This window comes from Psychrobacter sp. SWN149, assembly GCF_015864565.1.
Lineage (GTDB): Bacteria > Pseudomonadota > Gammaproteobacteria > Pseudomonadales > Moraxellaceae > Psychrobacter.
Genome location: NZ_JADYWX010000005.1, coordinates 1 through 22,470, shown reverse-complemented (window position 1 = coordinate 22,470; position 22,470 = coordinate 1). Strand labels below are relative to the sequence as shown.

Here is a 22,470-nt window from a genome sequence, read left to right as displayed (position 1 = left end):
CTTTATCATACTGGCTCATACTCTATAAAAGCAGCTTATGATTTTTATTAATAACACGATTAGCCTCAATGATAATGAGGTAGAGATTAGTGCCATACGTGCACAAGGTGCTGGTGGACAGAATGTCAATAAAGTGTCTTCTGCCATTCACCTGCGCTTTGCTATTCACGAATCAAGCTTAAGTAATGAGTACAAACAGCGTCTGCTAGACAGCAAAGACAGTCGTATAACCAAAGACGGCGTACTGGTCATCAAAGCGCAGCAGTTTCGTACGCAAGAACGCAATAAAATCGATGCGCTTGAGCGGCTACAAAGCTTTATAACCAAAGCCACTCACGTGAATAAAACCAGAAAATCCACCAAACCCAGCAGAAATGCCAAACGTAAACGGGTGGATCAGAAAACCCAGCGCGGCAAAACGAAAGTATTGCGCGGTAAAGTGGACTTTTAGAAAGAGGGTTATATAGTCAAGTCTATATAAATCCGCTACATCGTCATCCTCGTTAAGCATACTAATGTATCACTTGCACTCGGTTTCCTTGTATCGAAATTATATTGAATTGACTAGAGCAGATATGATCGTTAAGGACTATTTGCAGTAGAGTATGTGGACGGGTAAACGCTATGACAGCTATTGCTAAATGTAAATCGGTATAGGCGATAGTGAATCGCCTATACCGTAATGATAGATTCGCTACTTATTTAGAATGCGCCGCTAAGACCAACGAATAGGCTGGTTGAGTCGTCATCATCACCTTGTGAATGTGTGACACCCACATTGGCGTTCAACAAACTGAAGCTTTTAGACAGACCAAGCGTCATTGCAAAGTTATCATCATCAGTTTCGATCGTAGGCGTCTCAAAGCTGATGTTCGGTAGCGTGTTCAAGCGTGCGGTTACCGCTTCACGATTGTCACTCAACTGCTTTTGGTAATGAACATCACCAAATACATTAAGGTCCTCCATCAAGGTATGGTTGGCTTTTAGTCCAAGCTTGCCATATGTCGTAGAGTATTTTTGCTCATCGAACTGCATGGCGATGCCAGACATCTCTTCTTCATTAAGTCCAGATATTTTTACACGGCTCGCTGTTGCACCGATATAAGGTGTGATAGCAAGACTGCTTACCTGCATCGGGTAGCCTGCCTGCACATTGGCATAGTAACGCTTACCATCAGCATTTGACTTAAACTGTTGTTGGTTGCTGCCAAGCGTGACGGCACGCGTGACATCGACATCCATGTTGCCAAACCCTGCAGCACCATTGATCTGTAAGCCGCCAAACTTGTTACTATGATAGACACCAAAGCCGATCTCTCCTAGATCAATATCACTTAAACCTGTGCCAACATCTGAGTTTTCAAAGTCTTTTTGGGTGATATTGCCATACAAGCCTGTCACAGCGTTGGCTGAGTTCGGATGAGCAAAATCTACGCCCAGTAATACCTGTGTATTACTATCCCCATCAAACCCTGCAATCTCTTGATTGGCTACTTCACCGACGGCCCATAGTGTACGGGCAGGCTTTTGCTCACTGCTTTGGATTTGGTTGACGTGTGACTGTAAACGCTCATTGGTTGCAAGTCCGGTTGTGTTCGCAATATGAGGCAATACACCGATTAGGCTAGGTGCTGTGACAACGGCATTTGCATAGTCGGCGATCAGTTGATGAGTAGCACCTGTTGGATGTATGCCATCAGCGAAGAAGTAGTTTTCATTGGCATCTGTTTCTACAAGCGTATCACGACCACAAGTGAGAGAGCTGCTATCTCCGCAGGCTTCATCAGTGACGTTAGTGAAACCATACTGAGCAGGCGACGCAATAATCTCTTGGGTCAAGCTAAACATATCTAGCGGTATGATATTAGCACCAGTATTTGCTGCTGCACTAAGCATGAATTGATTGTATAGACGAGTAGCACCAGTACTTTGTGCCTGTGCTACAGCCCCTTGTTCAATAGCTCTAGGGGTTAGACCAACATCAGGAATATTGGGTACTAAAATATATTTTGCACCATTGTCTTTTAAGGTATTGATAGTTTCAGTTTGACTGGCTACGGCACCTAGTATGGTCGCTTGGGCATTAGCAGGATCGGCCGCTGCAGCAAGCAGGTCATTTGCCCCTGCCCAGACGACATATAGCCCATTAGGATCTACTTTGTTATTGGCGATATAGCTGTCGACTTGGCTATTAGCAGAAGCCACTGGAATATCAAAAGCAGTAACATCTACGCCTGCTCTTGCACCACCGATAGCGTAGTTATTACCAGTTTGACTGCCATCAAAAGTATTGGCAACAGCAGTCGTACCTAGTTGTTCAGCGAATGAGGTTGCCCATGTGTTGTCAGGATTGGTAGTGAACTGACCTGATTCAGCAATCCCAAAACCATCTTGAGTCAAAGGACTGAAATATCCACCGTCGGTCAAGCTGTCACCAAAAAAGGTCACACTGTCATAGGCATTTGCGTGAGCCATAGCAGCTACAGATAGACTGATAGCGAGCATGCTTTTGCTAAAAGTTTTGAGAGTAGTAGGATTGATAATAGGGCGAGTGGTGTTACGAGGCATAGCGACTTCCTTGTCGTAAATGTAATAGTTTGTCAATCAAGTGTAACCACTTTTTGAAAACCTAGCAATCGTTTTGATTGTAAAATCGCAATAAAACCGCCTGATCATAAATGGCATCAATACAGTATCCGAAGCAGTACAACTAGGCGAAATGCTTGCCTATGTATAGTCGAAGAAATTTAAAATTGCTACAATGCAGTCGACTGCAGATTGTACAAGTAGTATATCTAGGAAGACTAACACCGTAGCAGTTTAGTCGTTCTCTGACTATAGTATAGATATCAATGCTAAGAGTAGAGTGAGTATAGATACCATAATCAATATCTTAGAGCTTAGCCTTACGCTGATTTTTGTGGACGTAATAACAAGGCAAGTCCAAGTGCCACAAAGGCTGCGATGCCAGCTACCATATAGCTGATACTAAAATCCCCAGTGATTCCTGCAAGATAACCTGCGGCCACTGGCCCAAGAGCTTGTCCACCTGAAAAGGCAAAAGTCAGTGCCGCTAGTGCACTTGCCGCTGCTGCAGGCCCGAAGTAATCACCTGCCGAGGCCGACATAATGACAGGCACACTCCACACCACTGTCCCAAACAAGATAATTGACAAATACAGTCCTAAATGCCAATCAGTGAGTCCGACTAAGAGGTAGGCGATAGCAAGGAAGAAAAAGGCCAATGCAAGACCAAGGCGTCTGCCAATGTGGTCAGAAATCCAGCCAAACAATATACCTGAGAAGACGCTAAGCAATCCAATCCATGCCCATATACCACCAGCAGTCGCTTCACTCAGTTGATACGATCCCACCATGCTAGTGACGATAAAGGTGACATAAACCATGTAAGTGGCACCATAAATGGCAAATATAATACCCAAATGTACGAGCAGCTTAATATTGCTGCGTTCTAGTTTTTTCTTGTTTTTAACAGGCAGAGTAGGTGCGCGCCCAAAGGGATTTTGACTGACATCGTCTGGATGATTGCGAATCAAAGTGAAAGTAAGCCAAGCCACCGCAATGTTAATAACGGCAAAAATTAGCCAGCCTGTCTGCCAAGACAGTAGGGTAGAGATGGGTAAGAGTTTGGGTACAACAAAGCCCGATAAAATGATACCAAACCCAGGACCCGCCATGACCAGTCCTAGAGCAAGCCCGCGGTGTGAAGGAAAAAACCAATGAGACATGACGCTCATCATCGGTAAGACCACGCCGCCGCTACCGATACCTGTCAGCACATAGAGTGCGCAGAGTATCGGAAAACTGGTGGTAAAAGCCATACCGAGCATAGAGACGGCAATGAGGAGTAGGCTAGCTGTCGCAGTTGCTCGAGTACCAAACCGAGGTAGAACGAGAGGACTTAGAAGCACCGCCACGAGATATCCTGTCAGGTTGGTGAATCCCAATATACCACTTTGGGTGTAATTTAATCCCAAAGAAGCCGACATGGATGGTAGTAGCATGCCAAATGCAAATCGTCCTAGCCCAAGTCCGCAGAACATTGCCACAGAGCCTGTCGCAGCGACTATCCAAGCATAATGTAACCTACCTAGCTTAAGAGGAGCAGAGCTATCCTGATTTCCTTGATCTTGACTATCTTGTTGAATCGTTTCACCAGACATCACGAATCTCCGACCAGTTGAAGGTTGGTGATATCCATCGTCACTAAATTTAGACCGGAGGTAATGATTTCCTTGTTTTGAATAGTATCCATTTCACACTCATCCTTTTGTGCTTAATCTCTATCAGGCCTTTAATATATATACTGATAGCCTAAGTATACTTATGTCTAATAAAATTAGTATAACTGCACCTGAACGTTCGTTCAATGAGTATCTAAGCAATCCTTAATATGATTCATAGGCTACATCGTTGTATTGACGCATAAGCAGAATGCCAGCCCACTTACATGGCTGGCATTGTTCTTGTCATTTCCTGGCTGTTATTTTTTGGCTTTTCTTCAATATTGGCTTATTGGTTAGCCAAGTCGTTTACTCAACTCAGGAAAACGCTTTATCATAAATAGCATGAGGAGTAGCGCGATACTAGCAAACGCTGCGCCTGTGTATCCTACGCTAGAGAGCGAAATATGCGTCACAGCATAACCACCAAATAACGCACCCGTACCAATCCCTAGATTGATAATACCTGAAAACATCGACATCAGCATGTCTTGCGCATTGACATCGACCATGATGACTTTGGCTTGCATCGAGATAATTAGTAGCATGAGCGCTGCACCCCAGAGCAGTGCAATCAGGCTCAGTGCCCATATAGAAGACACTGCCAAGAGTAGGGTAAGCATAGATACGAGTATCAAAATCGTAGAGATGAGCATCAATCTGGTATTGAATCTATCACCCCAACGACTGAATATCACACTACCTGCAATGCCTGCCGCACCGAATAATAACAGTACAAAAGTCGCAGCGTTTTCACTGATATCACCGACCTGACGCATGAATGGTTCTATATAAGAGTAAGCTGTATAGTGCGCTGTAAAGACCAGTAAAATAAGCAGGTATAAACAGACCAATAATGGGTTTTTGAGTAGCTCTGGAATCTTTCTAAAAGACCCTTCAAACATACTAGGCAGCGTCGGCAATAGCCTTGCTTGTAGGATGAATACAATCAAAGCAATCACACCGATACCGCCAAATGTCGCCCGCCAGCCAAACCATTGGCCAACCAAGCGACCCAATGGCACACCCAATACCATCGCTAATGACGTACCAGTTGCAAGAACACTAAGCGCCATGGCTTTTTTGCCTTCAGGTGCGACGCGTATCGCAATTGCGGCTGTGATAGACCAAAAAATAGCATGCGATAACGCAATCCCAACCCGACTAATGAGGAGCACGTCAAAGCTCCATGCAAATACAGACAGCACATGACTGGCGATAAATACCACAAACAGTCCTAAGAGCAAACGTTTGCGCTCAAATCGACTGGTCAGTAGCATTAGTGGCAATGACATCGCCGCGACAATCCAAGCATAGAGCGTTAGCATCCAGCCAGTCTCTGCTGTAGTGATAGAGAAGTCTTGAGCAATGTCGCTCAACAGCGCCACAGGGACAAATTCTGTGGTATTCATAATAAAGGCACTAACGCCCATCAAAAATACTTGAAAATACTGAGTTCGGCGAGCGTTTGAGCTGGCCTCAATGTTATGTGTCATAAAATCCAATACAGATGCAGATACTACGTGTGATAGGTCAAAGTGGGGCAGGCTTTGTTAGAATACAAGGGTTGCGAGGCAAGATAGCAAGTCCACGTCGATCGTGGAAGTTGTTTTTTGATAAGGATTGTTAATTAGGCATTTATTAGAAAAATTTATTACCGCTTAACTATTATGCTAAGCCCCTCCTTAATTATTCAAATTTTATTTACGTAAATATAAGCGACAGTTGTTGTCGTCTCATATCGAAGCCCATCTAGATATATGTTAATGACCCTTGCTACTATATAAGCACATCGTGGGTTTAAGGCTACTTCCAGCACGATGAAAAACAACAACTGGTAAAACGCACAACACCTTATTACTCTGCAACTTTCAGCAAAGTAAATGTGCTTTTACCTTTATAGGCACAGTTAAATAGGCCAGAGTATAAGGAAGCATCCCATGACGATTAGCGGTCACCATGCAATGACGTTACAGTCTTTAATCCTACAGCGCATTGAACAACAAAATCTATCATACGCCCAAATTGTCCAATCTATGGCTATCAAACTAATGTCAAAACTCAAACTAGCGCCTTAAAACGTCTAGAGCATGTCTTGTCATCTTCAGAATTAGGCCTGACCAAAACCAGTTATGGTTTCAAATACTCATCTGCTGAGTTTATTCATGCTCTGTGCGAAGTGTTGGAGATTGACAGAAGTGAGTATTTACCACTTTTACAACAGCTGGAGCAGTACGCTCACAAGGTATTAAATGCTACTAAGTCCATTGTCTATGCAGATGTCACTTTTAGCGACGATTTCAAACCTTCATTTATGAGTATGATGGCGGTTTCTAAGTTTACGAGAATAGGATTGCACGATGAGATACGCCTACTGGATAGATACCGACAGCGACAAGTGATTGATGGATTAATTAGAGCACATTACATGACTATGACAGGAAATATCCCATTTAATGGGGTAATCAATGGCTATCGAGTGTCATTCCAAAATGAGGATGGACAAAAGCAATACTTCTATATCACTGCTGACTTTGCCTAGCCATAATAAGTCTATGTTAAGTGACCTATTAAATTAGGATAGGCGACACCAGTTGTCGTACAGGCTTCCAAACGACTTTATTTTTATATGGGTTTATATTATAGTTATTGAGTCAGGCAAAAATAACGCGGCAAACAGTTAACCCTCGGGGCGCAACGCTTCATTTCTTAACTGAGTTGTCTTTAGCACGCTATTTTAGCAATGTTATTTTCGTTTAATTCTAAACTTCTTTGTCTGTACAAATTCTACAAACCATCATTATTAATAAACAAAAAAGACTAAACAGAAAAAATGCTCGTTGGCAGTGCAAAAGTATTGGCAATGCGACAATGAAAAGCTGTGACTAAAAAATATAAATACATAAAAACTGCTACTTTACCAAGCCTATTCACTCACTTAATTTTATAGATAATGACGTCATTTAAACAAAATGGCGAACAAACTCTGCTGGCTTGAAATCAGTACTCAGAATAAAACAACAACGAAAAACTGCAGCTAAAAAACCAAAATCAAAACAATAAGGATATAACGATGACGACATTAACGTATCAATTTGAGCAAAAACGGTTAGACAATGTGCAGTGGTCGGATGGCTCAAAGCTATCTGGCATAACGGCACAGGCGAGTGATGAACAGGGCCGAGTGCGAAAACAGCCATTGTTTTATCTTGAGACGGTTTCTATAGACAGTTATGAAGATGACATTTACTTCGTGAATAATACTGATGAGACGCTCAGATGGGTAGCACCCTTTAAACTCTATCGAAACATAGAAGAAGCAAGAGCAAAGCTAGGCGATGTCAGTGATGAAAACTTACGTAAAGTGACGCTCTATAGTGATGGCATGGATAGCGTATATCAGGATGTACTGCCTAAGCAGGGCGTGCGGATTGGTAGTACTCATATTATATATGACAGTGATGCGATGGTGCAGTGGTTTATACATGTGCCTTATAAGGGGCCAGATACTCATTATGCGATTTGGCGTTTTAATATAGTAGAAAAAGGCGGGATTCGAGGAACTTATCCATTGCTGTGGGATGATTTTAGTAAGCCCTCGCACATGGTGAGTTGTGACTGTCTGTCTGAGCAGGCTGATATGCCGATAGAGGTCAGTATTTATGAAGAGCGCTGTGAGGTGCTTGAGAAGCTTATCGGTTCATTTGGTGTCTCAAAAGCCATATTCATATTGGCGATCAATGATGTGCTTTATCGTTATGGCGTGGGCTGGAGCGCGCCCTATAGTGAGTCGGATATACAGGCACAAGACATTGCGATGAAACTAACAGAACAAAAGCCAGAAAATATGGGAGCGGTGAAAGTCATTGTCCAAGCCGTTTATGATTTTTGGTTTAACGAAGGTTTTGCAAAAAATATCTCAATGCAAGCTTGTGATGAGATTTTGAGCTTGTATCAAGCGCAGATTGCTAGCCAAAAATCGGTTTAATTTATAAGCCAAATTATCAAGAATAAACCTAAATAATAATTAAAAAAGGAGAGGGTTATGATGTTTCCTATCGAAAATAACGACACGTTTTTATTGTTTTTTCATGGTCTTGATTCAAGCAATGAGACCAGTAAATATACGTGTATCACGCGTGAGCCCAAATACTGTCAAACGGTCAATTACCGCGAGAATTTCGCAGAAATATTTGAGATTTATGATGCATTGATTCGCGAGAAAATGACACAGTATCCACGAGTAGTGTTGGCAGGGCATTCGCTTGGTGGTTGGTTTGCCAATCATTTTGCCCATAAATACAACTTGCGGGCACTATTGATTGCGCCTTGTATCTATCCAAGTGAGGTATTGGCTGACCGTATCCCAGTAGTGGCTGATATGAAGCTATCTTTTCCCACTACCAATACCGAGATGGTGCGGGTTATGGTAGAAGTCGATGATGAAAGTCTCGATGTGGCAGTCGCTAGACGAACCTTAGTGGATCTACCTGACAGGTGGGAAGTCGACTACTTTGAAGGCGGTAACCACCGTATCGCCCGTAGTAAGGATATCTGGTATCACTTAACTCATTTGTGTGAAGATCCTATCGTTTGGATGGATGAGGCGACATATCATGGTGAAGACTGATAGCAAGGATAGTCAAAAAACTAGAGCAGCCAATGGATAAATAAACCGCTTAAAATAATTAATTGACATTAAAGACGATCGGTCATAATATCTATGCATGACAATGACTAAGCCAAAAGCCCGTCGAGGGCGTCCACCCAATGTTGAACGAGAGTTTACGGATACCCGTGAAGCTCTTTTGAGATCTGGGATGGAGATGCTGACAGAGCAAGGCTTTGCGACCACTGGTATCGATGTCATACTCAAACGCATCAATGTGCCTAAAGGCTCTTTCTACAATTACTTCAAAAACAAAGAAGCATTTGGACAGGAAGTATTACGGCAGTACGCGTTATATTTCGCTCGTAAACTAGATTATTGTCTTTTGAATAATCAAGTATCTCCTATGCAGCGTATTAGTGACTTTGTTGAGGATGCTAAGTCGGGCATGATTAAGCATGAATTTCGACGCGGCTGCTTAGTAGGCAACTTAGGTCAAGAGATTGTCGTGTTGCCTGAGAGTTTTCGTTGTGAGTTAGAAAACATACTGCTTGATTGGCAAGAGCGCTTATCGGCTTGCTTGCGTCTTGCAGTACAACAGGGGCAAATATCTTCTAATAGTGATTGTGATGAGCTTGCTGCTTTCTTTTGGATCGGTTGGGAAGGTGCGGTTTTGCGTGCCAAGTTGACACAAGATGTCAGTCCGTTAGATACTTTTTTCCGAGGATTTGTAGCAGGGATACAAAAGTAATTTTTTATCTATATTTTTAGACGACCGGTCTAAATTTTTTACCCATTTATAGACGATTGGTCTAAATAGGAGCTGTTATGTTTAAAGCAATATTAATTGAAAAAAATGACGATATTTATCAGTCTAGTCTGACTGAGATACAGGACACGCAATTGCCAGAGGGTGATGTCACGGTTCGTGTGGCATTTAGTACGCTCAATTACAAGGACGGACTGGCTATCACGGGTCGTAGTCCTGTGGTACGTCAATTTCCAATGGTTCCAGGAATTGATTTAGCGGGCACTGTCGAAACGAGCAGCCATCCTCGCTACAAAGCTGGTGATAAAGTGTTGTTAAATGGTTGGAGCGTGGGCGAGAAGTATTGGGGCGGTCTGTCACAGAAAGCGCGATTAAACGGTGACTGGCTGATCCCGCTCCCTGAATCGATGACTGAACGTCAGGCGATGGCGATAGGTACAGCAGGATATACTGCGATGCTTTGCCTAATCGCATTAGAGCGTCATGGACTAACACCAGATAGTGGCGAAGTATTGGTGACGGGTGCTAATGGCGGTGTTGGTAGCTTTGCCATCGCACTTTTAGCAAACCAAGGTTACTCTGTCACAGCCTCTACGGGACGTCTGGAAGAGGCTGAATACTTAAAAAGCCTTGGTGCAACGACGATCATTGACCGAGCTGAATTAAGTAGTCCGGGACGCGCACTTGGAAAAGAGAAATGGGCCGCTGCAATCGATTCTGTTGGTAGTCATACGCTGGCCAATGTCTGTGCCACTACCTGTGAAGATGGTGTCGTCGCTACCTGTGGATTGGCTCAAGGCATGGATTTCCCTGCTACTGTCGCGCCCTTTATTTTGCGCGGTGTCAGTTTGCTTGGTATCAATAGTGTGACGCGACCTTATGATGAGCGTATAGAAGCTTGGAAGCGCTTGAGTACGAGTTTGGATATGACGCAGTTGGATGCAATCACGAGAGAGATTGGTCTGAGTGAAGTCATTACGGCGGCAAGCGAATTATTGGACGGTAAAGTTCGTGGTCGAATAGTCGTTGACGTCAATCGTTAAGCAATAATTTTTAATGCTTCAACACTGATATTTCAATACTTAGCTTCGTAATAGCATATGAACAAGCAATGTATAGAAATGCCCGAGATTGAGTGCGTAAAGTGAAAGATAGCCATTCACAAACAGTCACAAATATCGGTATTTATTTTTTGGCACATGATGTGCTATCATCGTTGAACGATTTATCGTGGGTTTAACAGTTTTGTTATCGCCAATCATGACAACAGTCTAATGGTAGCGTGACAAACCTTGCAACTTCCAGCACGATATAAAACAACTCTGGTAAAGCGCATGAGCCTGTACTCCGACAACCTCATTTGTGCCTGATTTTTGCCTATTTGGGCGTATTTCAACCTTTTCGTCGGAGTAACAGGAGTTTAAGGTGTTCAATATCATGAGCCACATTATCAATCAATCCAAATATACCCGCCGTTACCAACCGCGCCATTCTCTAGCGAAATATATCATCGATCAAATAGAGTTGTCTGAGCTGCGCCCGCAGAACATCGTTAAAGAAATGGGCTATCCGCTCAAACACACCATACCTGCCTGTGACCGTCTGCGCCATGTACTGTGCAATAGATATCTTGGACTTGATGGTAGTTACATGGATAAATACCTTACGGCTGATGAGTTTTTAGCCAAGCTATTTGAAGTGCTGGAAATACCGTATCAGCCATTCGCAGAAGATATTGCTCAGATCAAATATGGCTTAACGAATGATACTGACGCTACGCCTAGCTATCGTTTACGAGCCGAAGTGGATTTTGAATTCGCGAGTGGCGCACACTGGATGTCTCGCGGTGCTGCTTCGCGTTTTGCGCAAGTCACTCTGCCTAATGACTTTGCCAAACTGGGCAAGGTTGCGCGTGAATCAGTGATTCAAGAAAGTATCTGCGAGCATTATCAACAGTACGAAGGTAATCTGCCATATAACGGTACTATCAAAGGCTATCGATTGACTATTGAACAAGATAACCATGTGATCGACCGTGCAGAGTATGGACTGCCAAAATCTAGCAGTATCTAAAACATGTTGAGCGTATAAGCAGCGTGACCTGTTCATTACATTGACTGAGTAATCACATTGACTGAAAAATAAGTATAAAAAGCCTCACTTTATTGTGGGGCTTTTTAGTGTTTACGCTATAGTCAAAGAAGTCAAAAACGGATACAAGGCAGCCGACTGCAGATTGTACAAATAGTACCTCTAAGGAGAATAACGCCGTAGCCGTTTAGTAGTTCTCTGAATATAGTTTGTTAAAGATCAGACATCAGGCTTTGAAATAGCGCGCCATAAAATCACAAATAGCGCATCAAACTCTGCGTTTAATGGCGTCTCTGTTTGGCGAATGGTATGCATTAAACCGAGTCGGCTGATAAAGCCCATAAACACATCAAACAGTATATGTAGCGGTACAGTATCATTTAGCACCCCACGATTTTGTCCATCTTCTAATACCGCCAAAAACGCGCCAATTAACTCTTTGTTTTCATAGATTGCGATATTACGTATCCGTGATGCCGACACAGAAGAGAGCACCATCACCGCATCTGGATGCGCATCGACAAAGTCGAAACAGACCCACAGTGTCTTACGTAGACGATCTTGTACGCTATCAATCCCCTGCAGATGATCCATGATACGAGCGGCCAATCTGCCCAGCACGATATCCATAATGGTATAAAACAGGGTTTGCTTGTCTCCAAAATACTTGTAGAGCGTTTGCAGGGAGACGTTTGCAGATTTTGCAATCTGCGCCATGGTGACCTCATTAGAGTCAAAACCGGCAAATACCTTACGAACGGCCTTTTCTATTTTTTCTAAAGTTGCAGGCCGCATATCGGATAGAGGGGCTAAAGATCGAGTTTGCGTGATGCTATCTGACTGACTGAAGTTTTTCATATCTATTCATTCTTAGAGTATTGGTTATTCGATGCGGCTTACCAGTTTAATGGCTTATTTGTTAATCCATCATCATTAAATCAATAAGTAATATGAATTACCATTTTTATTTAATTGATTGCGAAGTGGTTTTTCCTGTCCTAGTATAAGACTTCTATATTAAAGAATACAAAGATTTTCTAGTATATCCATAACGGTAATATAAATTACCATAAATTTTTAAAACGACTTAGCTATAGTCAGTTCAATATAATTTCGATACAAAGAAACCGAGTGCAAGTTATACATTAGTATGCTTAGCGAGGATGACGATGCAGCGGATTTATATAGACTTGATTATATAGTTGTTATTCACTTCACCTTGTCAAGGATAGACACCATGAGTATTGAAAAGTTCACACCCAATTGGATGACCGAAGAACATCAAATGGTGCATGATAGCGCCCTGAAAATGTTTCAATCTTGGGATCCCAAAGACGAGCAGTGGCGCAAAAACGGTATGATTGATCGCGATGCATGGGAGGAGGCAGGCGAGATGGGGTTCTTGTGTGCGGCGATACCAAGCGAGTATGGCGGCGGCGGCGGTGATTTTGGTCATGAAGCGGCGCTTATTTACGCACAGACTGAGGCCAATCAATCAGGATTTGGCGGTATGGTGCATTCAGGCATTGTCGCGCCGTATATTTTAGACCATGGTACTGAGGAACAAAAACAAGCGTGGCTACCAAAAATGGCAACAGGCGAATATATCGGCGCTATCGCCATGACTGAGCCTGGCACTGGCTCTGACCTACAAAACATCAAAACTTATGCCATAAAAGATGGTGACGATTATATTATCAATGGTTCAAAGACTTTTATCACCAATGGTCAGCACGCCAATCTTATCTTACTCGCTTGCAAAACAGACCGTGAACAAGGCGCGCAAGGCGTCTCGCTTATCATCGTAGAAACGGACAAAGTAGAAGGGTTCGAACGTGGACGCAATCTTGACAAGATTGGTCTGACCTCTCAGGATACCTCAGAGCTGTTCTTTAGCAATGTCCGTGTGCCACAAACCAACCTATTGGGTACGGTAGAAGGCATGGGTTTTATCCAGATGATGCAGGAGCTACCACGTGAGCGCTTAATCATTGCGTTATCTGGGGTTGGCTCGATGAAGCTGGCGATCAATCTAACCTTAGATTATGTAAAAGGCCGTGAAGCCTTTGGCAAACCTATTTGGAAGTTTCAAAACACGCGCTTTAAGATGGCAGAATGCTATGCCGATTATCTGGCTGCCAGCACCATGTGTGATGCGGCAGTCGATGCGATGTTAGATGGAAAACTGTCTGTACCGCATGCGTCATTGATCAAATACTGGGTCACCGAAAAGCAGTGTGAAGTGATTGACGAATGTGTGCAGCTGTTTGGTGGCTATGGTTACATGACAGAGTATCCTATTGCGCGTTTGTATGCCGATGCGCGCGTGCAAAAAATCTATGGCGGTACCAATGAGATTATGAAAGAGTTGGCATCACGCTTTATGTAGCCGCGTAGCTTATTGATTGGTTACAAGCCCATGTCCTATCTAGCAAGCTAAATAGGACGTCAGCGCATTATTTACAAAATTTGCAAAATAAAAAAAGGATTTTTTATGACTGAGACTGCTTATGTTTATGACGCCATCCGCACGCCACGTGGCAAAGGTAAAAAGGATGGCTCGTTGTATCAGGCATCACCGATTTGGCTGACGCGAACTTTGTTAAAAGAGATGCAGCAGCGCCACCATTTGGACACCAGTTTGGTCGATGATGTGGTGCTTGGCTGCGTGACGCCAGTGGGCGAGCAAGGCTCTGATATTGCCCGCATTGCCGCTATTGATGCTGGCTGGGCGCAAAGTGTGGCAGGGCTTACCTTGTCGCGCTTTTGTGCCTCTGGTCTGGAGTCTATCAACCTAGCAGCGGCCAAGATCATGTCAGGTATGGAAGACATGGTAGTGGCAGGCGGCGTGGAATCAATGAGCCGTGTGCCGATGGGCTCTGATGGCGGTGCTTGGTACATGGATCCTCGTGTCAATGAAGCCACGCACTTTGTGCCACAAGGGGTAGGCGCGGATACCATCGCGACGCTCAAAGGCTTTAGTCGTACGGATGTCGATGCCTTTGCCACTGAGTCGCATCGCCGCGCAGCACAGGCTTGGGAGAACGGATATTATGATAAGTCTGTCGTCCCTGTCACCGATATCAATGGCATGATGCTATTGGACAAAGATGAAACCATCCGGCCCAATACCAATGTCGAGACCTTAGCTGGCCTAAAGCCTTCCTTTACCATGCCGGGCAAGATGGGCTTTGATAGCGTTATCTTGGACAGATATACCACAATTGAAACGGTCAATCATGTCCACCATGCGGGTAACTCCTCTGGCATCGTCGATGGGGCAGCAATTTGCTTGATTGGTAGCGCGGCCGCTGGCAAAAAAGCAGGTCTCAAACCACGCGCCAAAATCACGATGGCCTCAGTTGTTGGTTCAGAGCCTGCCATCATGCTGACCGGCCCAACGCCTGCCTGCCAAAAAGCCCTCGCCAAAGCGGGCATGCATGCCTCTGACATAGATCTGTGGGAGATTAATGAAGCATTCGCTGCCGTACCACTCAATACTGCTGATGATTTTGGACTCTCGCTCGATATCGTCAATGTCAATGGCGGTGCAATCTCCATGGGTCATCCGCTGGGTGCAACGGGCGCGATGCTGATGACGACCGTCCTCGATGAGCTAGAGCGCCGCGACTTAAAAACGGCCATGATTACGCTATGCGTGGGCGGTGGTATGGGTATTGCGACCATTATCGAGCGCGTTTAACCTCTGTCTCAACTAGACCAAAAAAATAGACTAAAAAATAATATATACAGAATCATTTAAGGGATAAGAATGATGACAAACAATCAGACAGCAGATAGCGCAAAAACAATTAACGAACAAGAAGGTTTTTCAGCCCAGCGTGACGATGCAGGCATCGTCACTGTGATGATAGATCAAAGTAACCGCAAAATGAATGTCATCGGTGATGGTTTTGCAGAGGCGTTTGCCGCGATGGCCAATGCTTTCATCAATGATGAGACCGCCACAGGCTTAATTCTCACATCGTCCAAAGACACCTTCGTGGTCGGGGCAGACCTTAATCAGTTGTCTGCCATTAAGACAGCCGAGCAAGCATTTACACTGACTGAAGGTCTCAAAGGCAGTATGCGTCAGCTTGAAACTTCAGGGAAACCTGTGGTCGCTGCCATGACAGGCACCGCACTGGGTGGTGGTTTAGAGCTTGCGCTGGCGTGTCATTATCGTATTGCTATTGATTCGCCTAAGACTAAGCTGGGTCTGCCTGAGGTTAAGTTGGGCTTGTTGCCCGGTGGCGGTGGTACGCAGCGCTTGCCTCGATTGGTGGGGATTCAAGCAGCACTGGAGCTGATGACCCAAGGTCGTGATCTGAGCCCAATAGCGGCAAAAGGTATCGGTCTCATCGATGCCACTGCCACTGACCGAACAGACATGATGTTGCAGGCTAAAAACTGGATTCAGGATAATCCAAGCGCACAGCAGCCATGGGATAAAAAAGGCTTTAAAATCCCTGGCGGTGATAGTAAGCATCCCAGCGTCGTACCGATGTTCTCTATCGCACCCGCTATGGCCAATCAAAAATCACATGGCAATTATCCTGCGATTACCCATATTATGTCTTGTGTGTTTGAAGGTTGTTTAGTAGACATCGATACAGGGCTTGAGATTGAGTCACGTTATTTCGCAGCTTGTGTGCTGTCTGCTGAATCTAGAAACATGATCAATACCTTGTGGACTCAGCTCAATAGCATCAAAAAAGGTCAGTCTCGCCCCCAAGGGTTTGAACGCACAACCACCAAAAAAGTCGGTATCTTGGGTGCTGGCATGATGGGTGCTGGCATCGCGTATGTCACTGCCAAAGCTGGTATCGATGTCGTTCTACTAGACACTGACATGGCAGGCGCCGAAAAAGGCAAAGCATACTCTGCCAATATATTGGACAAAGCGATCAGCCGTAAACGCTCAACAGAAGAGAAAAAACAAGCCCTCCTACAACGTATCAAGCCAACGGTTTCTTATGAGGATTTGGCTGATTGTGATCTTATCATCGAAGCGGTGTTTGAAAACCGAGAGGTTAAAGCCAAGTGTACCCAGCAAAGTGAAGCGGTGATTTCAGATACTGCCGTTTATGCATCTAATACTTCAACACTGCCGATCACAGGACTGGCAAAAGCCAGTACACGCCCAAATCAATTCATCGGTCTGCACTTTTTCTCACCAGTAGACAAGATGCCGCTGGTTGAGATTATCATGGGTGAGCAAACCGATGATGCGACATTGGCAAAAGCGTTTGATTATGTACTACAAATCGGCAAAACGCCTATCGTCGTCAATGACAGTCGCGGTTTTTATACGTCGCGTGTGTTTGGCACCTATGTATCAGAGGGTATTGCGATGCTAGGAGAGGGCGTGCATCCTCGCAGCATTGAAGTCGCTGGACTAAAAACAGGCATGCCGATGCCGCCATTAGCATTACAAGATGAAGTTTCGTTGAGTTTGGCACTGCATGTCAGCGAACAGCAACAGCTTGATATGGCAGCCGAAGGCAAGCCGATGGCGGTGCGTCCTTCATACGAGATACTAAAAGCGCTAGTCAATGAGCATGGGCGTGAAGGCAAAAAAAATGGCAAAGGCTTTTATGAGTATCCTGCAGGAAGTGATAAGTACTTATGGCCTGAGCTAATGACTTTATACCCACCAAAATCAGAGCAACCCTCGCAGCAAGACTTAGTTGATCGCCTGATGTTTATTCAAGCCAATGAATCTGCCAAGTGTTATGAGGAAAACGTGGTGCGCTCGGTTGCCGATACCAACATAGGGTCTATCTTTGGCTGGGGTTTTGCACCGAATCAAGGCGGTACCCTACAGTTCATTAATTCGATGGGCGTGAGTGCGTTTGTTGAACGTAGTCGTGAGCTGGCTGCAAGTTATGGTGAGCGTTTTGAGCCTGCTCAGATATTGTTAGACATGGCAGCCAAAGGCGAGGCGTTCTCTGATGATTGATAGGCATGTATCAAATCATGATCAAATGGAGGACTGTCTACAAGGATTACGAGTGGTCGATCTGACTCGTAATCTACCCGGGCCTTTTGCCACGCGCTTGCTTGCAGACTTGGGTGCCGATATCCTTAAAATTGAACCCAAACAGGGCGACCCTGCCAGAGTGTTTGGTGAATTATTCGCGGCTCTCAATCACGGCAAGACGACCGAAAAACATGATTTCAATGATCCCAAAGCGATTGAGGCTATTAAGGCACATCTTACCCATGCAGATGTGATGCTAGATAGCTTTCGACCGGGTGTCTTAGCCGATATGGGGCTAGATGCTAAGACACTCCATGATATTAACCCAAAGCTAGTAATGGTATCTATTACTGGCTATGGCGTAGCAGTTAGCTATTCAGAAAAGGCTACTTACTCAGAAGACGGTACTTGCTTAGAAGGTGGTGCTGAAGTCAGTCATCATTGGGCCAATAAGGCCGGTCATGATATCAATTTTATGGCGATGAGTGGTGTACTCGACCAGCTAAAAACAGCGCAGGGCGAGCAGGCCATGCCCAATATTCAGTTTGCGGATTTGGCAGGTGGGAGCGACACCGCAGTGATTGCGCTACTGGCTGCTGTATTTGCCGCGCAGCGCACAGGTCGAGGCCGCCATGTTGTTATTAGTATGACGCATAGCCTATATAATCACATGGTCATGCCAAAGGTCACAGGCAAACTGATTAATCGCCTCTCAGGACATGGCCTAAACGACACGCTACTGCCGCAGCATGATTTTTTAGGCGGTGCACTGCCTTGCTATCGACTGTATCAAACCGCAGACCATCGTTATATGGCCGTTGGTGCTTTGGAGTTGAAATTTTGGCAAGGTCTGTGTGAGGTACTTGAGTTACCCGCACTCACAAAAATACATTGGCAGCTAGGTATCTTGCCTAATATGGTTGATAGCCTATCAGCGATAGAGACACTTACAGAGATATTTTCTACTCAGACACTTGAGCATTGGCAGCATGTGTTTGCGGCAACAGATGTTTGCGTGACGCCTGTGCTGAGCCTGAGTGAAGCCCAAGCGCATCCTTTATTTATACATCAAGATGAGCATCATGCGACGTCAGGATGGCAACAGGTGAAGGAATAACTGACATAGCCTCAGATATAGGCGAGAATATGATTAGTGTCTGAAGATAGTATTAAACTATTATATCTGGCATCAGCGCTTTGGTCTGAAATGAGTCAAACGGTTTTATGTCTAAATAGTATTGTCATTGCATAGGTGATTAGCTAAAAGCGACTGTCTATCGACTGTCTATCGACTGGATTGATTGAACTTGTATGTTTATAATCGTCTATCTAAAATTGTCTGAATAAGAGACAATATGATGTTTAATCAAGCTCACCAGATAACAAGGCCGTTCCGAATGACCGATAATAACCCATATAATTTTTTACCTTTGCAGCCCACTGGTAGAAACGAGACTGATACTGCCAATACCTATCATCCCGAAGACATGATTAAAATATATGAGCAGCAGTTTCTTATTCAAGTACCTGAAGAAAAGCTGACCGAGTTTCTGCCAGCGCTAAAAGCATTCTACGACATTGATAACAATACCTTAGATGTCAGTGCTATTATTTTTGATGCAATCGCAGATGCTGCTATTATTTACAATCACAAAGTCAAAGTAGGCGGCTATCAACTGCTAGGTGGGTTGGTAGAGGAGTCGATTGAATATGATGAAGATAATAACAGTGAGGAAGGCGTTGAAGATAAAGATATTAAAGCATATACACTAGAATGCCAACGCACTTTTTTCATTAACGATGTAGAGATACCTTATCATTTCAATCTATTTATCTATGGTGATGGTTACTCTACTTTGACCAAAAAAGACACCGTGCTAGAAAAAATGTATTGGTTCGTCAGAGGAAGGTTCGAAGAGGACTTATTGGACGCTTCTGAAGATAACGATACGTTGGAGTCTATCAATGAGCAATTGGCCAGTTTAGATATACGTACAATGGATTTAACGACTGTAGATGAGATAATAAGCTATGTAGAGGACAGTATCATAGACGATGCTATGATAGATGAGCTCAACAAGTTATTAGATGCTAAGTAATGTGAAAGATGAGTTTGTAAGTTGATTAATGCAGATTTTGCTCAGATGCTGAGAACAAACATTCAACAGATCCTAATCTAAATAACCTTAACAGGACAATATCATGTTTAAAATAAAAGTAGAACGAATTGTCAAAAAACCGATTGATGAGGTGTTTGAGGCACTGAGTGACCATGCCAGTTATGGCTCATTTAAGGCGGTAGGGGTTGCTAAGTTGGTGAATGAAGGTGACGAGGAGCGCAATGGCGTTGGAGCTTTACGTACCATTCAAACGGGACCTGTTAAATTTTGGGAGCGAATTACGGCGTTTGAGCGTCCCACTCATATGCAATACAAAATCGAAAAATCTAAACCTGTGAAAATGCAACATGATAAAGGCGTCATTGATTTAAAAGATTTGGGCGATGGCACCACACATGTGACTTGGGTATCTGAGGGTCGAATAACTATACCATTGCCATTAATCGGTCGTCTATTTGATCGTCAAATGCAGAAACAAGGAACCATAGGGTTTAGTAGCATACTCAAATCCATAGAAAGCCGCTAATCTAGCGGCAATGTTTGGTTGTTCGATATAATTATTTAGGACATGCCCTAGTGATGGCTTATTTTATTTGAGCCATCACGGTCAGTTTTAATTTGTTTTGTTCTTAGCTGCTTCAATCTCGTTAAAACGTGCTAACTGTTCTGGTGTGGCTTTTTGTTGATGCTTCTCTTTCCACTCAGCATAAGGCATACCATAAATAAGCTCACGCGCATCCTCGTATTCGATTTCAATACCACGCTCTTCACCAGCCGCTTTATACCATTTGGATAAACAGTTACGGCAAAAGTCGGCAAGGTTCATTAGCTCAATATTTTGTACATCTTTACGCTCATCTAAATGAGCCAATAAGCGACGAAATGCTGCGGCTTCTAATTCGATGTTTGATTCTAATTTTGCCATAATATTTTTCCTAATGGTTGACACATATTTTTTGGTATTTGTTTGTTGAACTGCCCTGACTTTATCGAAGGTGAATCTACTTGAGTCAGGCAGCAATGCCTCACAGAGTTAAACTATCATAATAATGTTTTTTAAACTCAAAAGGTGATACGTAATCAATTGTGCTATGTAAAAGGGTTTTATTGAATATGAGAAATGTTAAAAACTGATTTAGCTTTGCAAGATGAGGGCTGTGTTCGAAGTGCTGCCTGTGCAAGCATTACCAGTTTAACATCATCAATCCCATTCCAGTTCTGCTTTAAATACTGAATTAACTCAGATTTATAAAAACCATTGACCGTTTCAGATAATACATTGTCGTATGAATCCACAATCGTATCAATAGAAGCAATCACGCTAGAGTCAGCCATATAGCGTTGCAATGCCCCAAGTCGCCAGCGTACTTTCGATCATCTCGGGTTTTGGTGGTCATCTCACTCTTGCCACGCTAGATCACTTTTAGCTTATCATTCTTTATGAATAGCTCTACTGTGCGGCTAACCAAAGGACCGCCAATTACTTTCATCTGCTGCCATACTTTACGAGTACCATAATGACATCGGCTGTCTTACCAGATACATCATGTTGAGTCTGCGATAATCCTAGAGCAGTTCAAACTCTAATTTTACTACCACTTCAATCTCTCTTACTTTAAAAAAAATATTTTGATTCTATTCTAATAATTAGAGCACATCAAAACACACTGTACAAATTTATTGCATTCGAATTCAATATTAAATATACTCGAGTCATATTAATGTATCAGCAATCCTAATCAAGATCATAAAGTTTTACTTTACGCACTTGGGAGGGCCATTAACAAAAGGATTTTGATTATGGAAAGTTTTGGCGCGCTTAACTGGGGTATTGTGATTGTTTATTTGTTGGGCAATCTTTTACTTGGCTGGTTTATGAGCCGAAAAATCTCTACGGCGGAAGACTACTATATCGGTGACCGCTCATCTCCTTGGTGGGCCATTGGTATTTCCGTCATTGCCACCTATGTCAGTGCCTTGTCATTTTTAGGTGGGCCTGCTTGGGCTTATGGAGATGGAATGGCAGCTCTTGCCATTCATATTAACTATCCCATAGTCATATTCATCGTCGTCGTATTTTTCCTACCTTTCTTTTATAGCAGTGGCGTCGCCTCTATTTATGATTATTTAGAACGTCGGTTTGGTAAAAAATCTAGAATCATCATGAGTGGATTGTTTTTGGTTACCCAAACGATTACTACCGCCTCTATCCTAACTGCTACGGCTTTTGTTATCACTTTTGCAACCGGCATAGATCCAAAAACAGCCATCATCATTATGTCTGTTATCGTAGTGGGCTATACGTTAATGGGTGGTATGAACGCCGTCATTTGGACGGATGTTTTGCAAGGGTTTATTTTGTTTCTAGGTGCTGGAATTATCTTTTATATATTGATTGGAGAAGTCTCGCCGATGTCAGGCGCGCTTACCATGCTTGCAGAAAACGATAAACTAAACCCGCTGAACTGGAACTTAGACTTTTCAGTGGCCCCAACAGTTTGGGCAGGGGTGGTTGCGATGACATTGTTTCATGTCACCGTATACGGTGGTAACCAAATGATGGTGCAACGTACTCTAGGTGCAAAGAGTATGGGAGATGCCAAAAAATCATATCTACTAATGGGCTTTGCTGCATTTTTTATCTACTTTTTATT

Annotated in this window: 20 protein-coding genes; 14 read left to right on the top strand and 6 right to left on the bottom strand. The window is 43.6% G+C overall.

Translation table 11 applies throughout. The features are described 5' to 3' along the window. Positions 1-37: 37 nt before the first annotated feature. A complete protein-coding gene (arfB, locus tag I6E86_RS09150) occupies positions 38-451 on the top strand; it encodes an alternative ribosome rescue aminoacyl-tRNA hydrolase ArfB (protein WP_197177203.1) in 414 nt (137 codons plus the stop codon). Positions 452-702: 251 nt separating this feature from the next. Here arfB and I6E86_RS09145 read toward each other — a convergent pair whose 3' ends face one another. From I6E86_RS09145 to I6E86_RS09135, 3 genes are all read right to left on the bottom strand, one after another. Then, positions 703-2,568 carry an autotransporter domain-containing protein gene (locus tag I6E86_RS09145; protein WP_197177202.1) on the bottom strand — a complete coding sequence of 622 codons (1,866 nt, stop codon included), beginning with the start codon at positions 2,566-2,568 and terminating at the stop codon, positions 703-705. Between the two features lie 338 nt (positions 2,569-2,906). Beyond that, positions 2,907-4,184 (bottom strand): MFS transporter, encoded by a 1,278-nt coding sequence (locus I6E86_RS09140; RefSeq protein ID WP_197177201.1) that lies wholly within the window; start codon positions 4,182-4,184, stop codon positions 2,907-2,909. Between the two features lie 356 nt (positions 4,185-4,540). After that, complete coding sequence (locus I6E86_RS09135; protein WP_227680611.1) at positions 4,541-5,740, bottom strand: sugar transporter; 1,200 nt, start codon at positions 5,738-5,740, stop codon at positions 4,541-4,543. A gap of 599 nt (positions 5,741-6,339) precedes the next feature. On the opposite strand from I6E86_RS09135, the gene I6E86_RS09130 reads away from it, so the two are divergent. From I6E86_RS09130 to I6E86_RS09105, 6 genes are all read left to right on the top strand, one after another. Then, entirely contained in the window at positions 6,340-6,786 is a 447-nt protein-coding gene (locus I6E86_RS09130; protein WP_197177200.1) for a hypothetical protein, read from the top strand. Between the two features lie 531 nt (positions 6,787-7,317). Next, positions 7,318-8,232, top strand: a complete 915-nt coding sequence (locus tag I6E86_RS09125) for a hypothetical protein (RefSeq protein WP_197177199.1) — start codon at positions 7,318-7,320, stop codon at positions 8,230-8,232. 57 nt (positions 8,233-8,289) lie between these two features. Beyond that, complete coding sequence (locus I6E86_RS09120; protein ID WP_197177198.1) at positions 8,290-8,874, top strand: YqiA/YcfP family alpha/beta fold hydrolase; 585 nt, start codon at positions 8,290-8,292, stop codon at positions 8,872-8,874. Positions 8,875-8,977: 103 nt separating this feature from the next. Then, positions 8,978-9,604 (top strand): TetR/AcrR family transcriptional regulator, encoded by a 627-nt coding sequence (locus tag I6E86_RS09115; RefSeq protein ID WP_265090684.1) that lies wholly within the window; start codon positions 8,978-8,980, stop codon positions 9,602-9,604. A gap of 77 nt (positions 9,605-9,681) precedes the next feature. Beyond that, entirely contained in the window at positions 9,682-10,665 is a 984-nt protein-coding gene (locus tag I6E86_RS09110) for an MDR family oxidoreductase (protein WP_197177196.1), read from the top strand. A 394-nt stretch (positions 10,666-11,059) separates the two neighbouring features. Beyond that, positions 11,060-11,695, top strand: coding sequence for a hypothetical protein (locus tag I6E86_RS09105; RefSeq protein ID WP_197177195.1), 636 nt, complete (start codon positions 11,060-11,062; stop codon positions 11,693-11,695). 237 nt (positions 11,696-11,932) lie between these two features. Here I6E86_RS09105 and I6E86_RS09100 read toward each other — a convergent pair whose 3' ends face one another. Then, positions 11,933-12,571 (bottom strand): TetR/AcrR family transcriptional regulator, encoded by a 639-nt coding sequence (locus I6E86_RS09100; protein ID WP_197177194.1) that lies wholly within the window; start codon positions 12,569-12,571, stop codon positions 11,933-11,935. A gap of 379 nt (positions 12,572-12,950) precedes the next feature. Here I6E86_RS09100 and I6E86_RS09095 point away from each other — a divergent pair, with 379 nt between their 5' ends. The 6 genes from I6E86_RS09095 to I6E86_RS09070 all read left to right on the top strand — a co-directional run bounded on the left by I6E86_RS09095 (position 12,951) and on the right by I6E86_RS09070 (position 20,342). Continuing rightward, positions 12,951-14,102 carry an acyl-CoA dehydrogenase family protein gene (locus I6E86_RS09095; RefSeq protein ID WP_197177193.1) on the top strand — a complete coding sequence of 384 codons (1,152 nt, stop codon included), beginning with the start codon at positions 12,951-12,953 and terminating at the stop codon, positions 14,100-14,102. 105 nt (positions 14,103-14,207) lie between these two features. Beyond that, entirely contained in the window at positions 14,208-15,416 is a 1,209-nt protein-coding gene (locus I6E86_RS09090; RefSeq protein WP_197177192.1) for an acetyl-CoA C-acetyltransferase, read from the top strand. A 72-nt stretch (positions 15,417-15,488) separates the two neighbouring features. Then, entirely contained in the window at positions 15,489-17,675 is a 2,187-nt protein-coding gene (locus I6E86_RS09085) for a 3-hydroxyacyl-CoA dehydrogenase NAD-binding domain-containing protein (RefSeq protein WP_197177191.1), read from the top strand. Continuing rightward, the gene (locus I6E86_RS09080) at positions 17,668-18,813 is read left to right on the top strand and encodes a CaiB/BaiF CoA transferase family protein (RefSeq protein ID WP_197177190.1); all 1,146 of its coding nucleotides are present in this window, start codon (positions 17,668-17,670) and stop codon (positions 18,811-18,813) included. The genes I6E86_RS09085 and I6E86_RS09080 overlap by 8 nt, the downstream gene beginning before the upstream one ends. 280 nt (positions 18,814-19,093) lie before the next feature. Next, positions 19,094-19,795 carry a hypothetical protein gene (locus I6E86_RS09075; protein WP_197177189.1) on the top strand — a complete coding sequence of 234 codons (702 nt, stop codon included), beginning with the start codon at positions 19,094-19,096 and terminating at the stop codon, positions 19,793-19,795. A gap of 103 nt (positions 19,796-19,898) precedes the next feature. Beyond that, the gene (locus I6E86_RS09070; protein WP_194364082.1) at positions 19,899-20,342 is read left to right on the top strand and encodes an SRPBCC family protein; all 444 of its coding nucleotides are present in this window, start codon (positions 19,899-19,901) and stop codon (positions 20,340-20,342) included. A gap of 87 nt (positions 20,343-20,429) precedes the next feature. Here the strand turns inward: I6E86_RS09070 and I6E86_RS09065 are convergent, their stop codons facing one another. Both I6E86_RS09065 and I6E86_RS09060 read right to left on the bottom strand, forming a co-directional pair. Beyond that, positions 20,430-20,741: a DUF1244 domain-containing protein gene (locus tag I6E86_RS09065; RefSeq protein ID WP_197177188.1), complete on the bottom strand. Its 312-nt coding sequence runs from the start codon at positions 20,739-20,741 to the stop codon at positions 20,430-20,432. Positions 20,742-20,920: 179 nt separating this feature from the next. After that, entirely contained in the window at positions 20,921-21,151 is a 231-nt protein-coding gene (locus I6E86_RS09060; RefSeq protein WP_197177187.1) for a hypothetical protein, read from the bottom strand. 465 nt (positions 21,152-21,616) lie between these two features. On the opposite strand from I6E86_RS09060, the gene I6E86_RS09055 reads away from it, so the two are divergent. Beyond that, positions 21,617-22,470: sodium:solute symporter family transporter (locus I6E86_RS09055; RefSeq protein ID WP_197177186.1), on the top strand; the 854-nt coding region annotated here is incomplete at its 3' end.